The following is a 2,423-nucleotide window of genomic DNA, read 5'->3' on the forward strand; positions in this document are numbered from 1 at the left end:
TCTTCCTCACCGACGACCAGATCGTGAACGCCACCGTCACCGACAACCTCATCATGGGCGGCACCTACAGCATCCAGCTCAAGAACGCCCGCGGGCGGCTGGTCATGCGGGACAACAAGCTGGTCGATCGCTCGTGGGTCTACGGGCCGGTCGACTCGGAGTGCGCGAAGATCGACTGGTCGGGCAACTCGCTGGTGACGATCGACGAGCAGTACCGCGTCACCTCGACCGTCGGCCCGCTGCCCTGCGTGGGCTGACCCGGCCGGGAAAGCGGCGCGCCGTCCCTCGGGAACGGTCCGGCGGGAACGACCCCGTCACCCCGCGCGGACGGCCCCGGCCGGAGAACGGCCCCCGCCCCACGGATCACCGACCCGCGCGGCCGGACACCGACCGGAGAACGGCGTGACGGCCGGAAAGCCGAACGACATGATCACTTTTCCGGCGCCGCTTCCGCTTCCGATTCCCTTTCCGGTTCCGGTTCCGGTTCCGCTTTCGCTCCCGTTCTCGGTTCCGGATCCGGTTTCGCTCCCGCTCCCGCTCCCGGTTCCGCTTCCGGTTCTGTTTCCGGACCGCCGCATAATCGTTCACCGGACCGTCCGCATGGCCGTTCACCGATCATCCCCGGACCACTCGCAGACCAATACTCGTGAAACCGGTGCGTATCTGTGACCCCAGTCGCAACAATGTCCCCTGTGCGAGGACCAAGCGGACACATCATCGAGCCGGGCGAGAACCGGCGCGGAGGTCACAGGAATGTCCAGTACGAGCCCCCCACGGCACGAGGGGAATAGCGAGAGCGCACCATCCGCACCATCCCGGCGGCGACCGCCGGTTCTGACGACGGCGCTGGTCGCCGTCCTCGCGGCGACGACCGCCCCGGCCGTCTGGGCCCTCACCCGTGACGGCGTCGCCCTCCGGGAGGCGTCCGCCGGACGGCCCGCCCCCGCCGTCTTCACCCCGGCCCCCGACGCCTCCGACCCCGACCCGTCCGGCCCCGGCTCCGGCACGCCGGGTCACGGCACCGCGGACTCCGGCGCCTCCGGTTCCGGTGCCCCCGACTCCGGCGCCGCCAAGGAGACGAGCCTGTGGCGGCCGGACGCCCCGGTGCGGGCCGGGACGCACGCCGACCGCGCGCCCGTCGAGCTCGGCACACGTTTCACCGCGGCCCGCGGCGGCTGGGCGACGGGCGTGCGGTTCTACAAGGCCCGGGGCGAACAGGGCGAGCACACCGGAAACCTGTGGGACGCCCGCGGGCGGCGGCTGGCGCGGGTCACCTTCGAGGACGAGACCGCGTCGGGCTGGCAGGAGGCCCGCTTCGCCTCACCGGTACGGCTGGCCGCCGGGCGGACGTACACGGTCTCCTACCACAGCGCCCACGGCACCTACGTGGGCACCAGCGGCTCCCGCCCGGCCCGCTCCGGCCCGCTGGCCACGACACCGCGCGACGCGGGCGTGTTCGGGTACGGCTCCAGCGCCTTCCCCCGGCGGTCGAACCCGAAGCGGTACAACTACTGGGTGGACGTCGTCTTCCGCTGGCGTCCCCAGACCGGAGAGCAGCGGGACACCGGGTCGTCCACCCCCCGGCCGTTCCCCGGGAAGACGACCCCGGCGCCGGACCGGGGAGGCCAGGGAGACCGGGGCTACTGGCCGGACCAGATCCCGTGGGACGGCGAGACCGCGTGGCCCGGCGGCGATCCCTGGCCCGGTGCGAGTCCGCGGCCGGACGAGGGCCGGGGGCCGGACGAGGGCTGGGGGCCGGACGACGCCCGGCGCCCCGGTGGCGACCGGTGGCCGGGTGAGGGCCGGGGACCGGGCAGAGGCCGGTGGCCGGGCGCCACACCCTCCCCCTCCCCCGATCCGGACGGAACCGCCACGTCCCCTCCGGGCGACGGCTCCGAGGCCCCGGGTGACGGCGCGACCCCCCGGCCCGCGCCGACCGGAAAGGGCTCGGAGGAGCCGGACGACACACCCGGAACCGGCGGCACCGGCGGGCCCACGCTCACGCCCGCACCGAAGCCGGTCCCGCCGCGCGACCCGGAGCCCGTCCCGGACGGCAGGGTGTGCGCGGGGCATCCGACGCCGGCGTGCACGGGCGTGCCGCCCGGCGTGAAGCTTCGGACGCCGGCGCTGAACGAGGACGGCGCCGCCTATCTCGTCACCGCGCCCGGCACCGTCCTCGACGGCGTGCGCGTCCCCGGTGACCTGGTGATCAACGCTGACGGTGTCACGGTCAGGAACAGCCAGATCGACGGCCGGGTGATCAACGCCGACGGCGACAGGACCTTCCGGTTCACCATCACCGACTCGACGATCGGACCGGCCTCCGGCTGCCAGACCCTGCCCGGCATCGGCCAGGACAAGTACACCGCCCTACGCGTCCACGTCCGCGGCCACGGCGACGGCTTCCGCGCCTCCGGCGACGA

2 protein-coding genes are annotated in these 2,423 nt (G+C 74.0%); both read left to right on the plus strand.

What is annotated here, in order from left to right; translation table 11 throughout:
• On the plus strand, positions 1–257 hold a 257-nt coding region (locus tag IEZ10_RS38405; protein WP_189251414.1), incomplete at its 5' end, for a hypothetical protein.
• A gap of 496 nt (positions 258–753) precedes the next feature.
• The coding region (locus IEZ10_RS38410) for a DUF4082 domain-containing protein (protein ID WP_189251415.1) at positions 754–2,423 on the plus strand (1,670 nt) is incomplete at its 3' end.

This window comes from Streptosporangium pseudovulgare (assembly GCF_014648055.1).
Taxonomy (GTDB): Bacteria; Actinomycetota; Actinomycetes; order Streptosporangiales; family Streptosporangiaceae; genus Streptosporangium; species Streptosporangium pseudovulgare.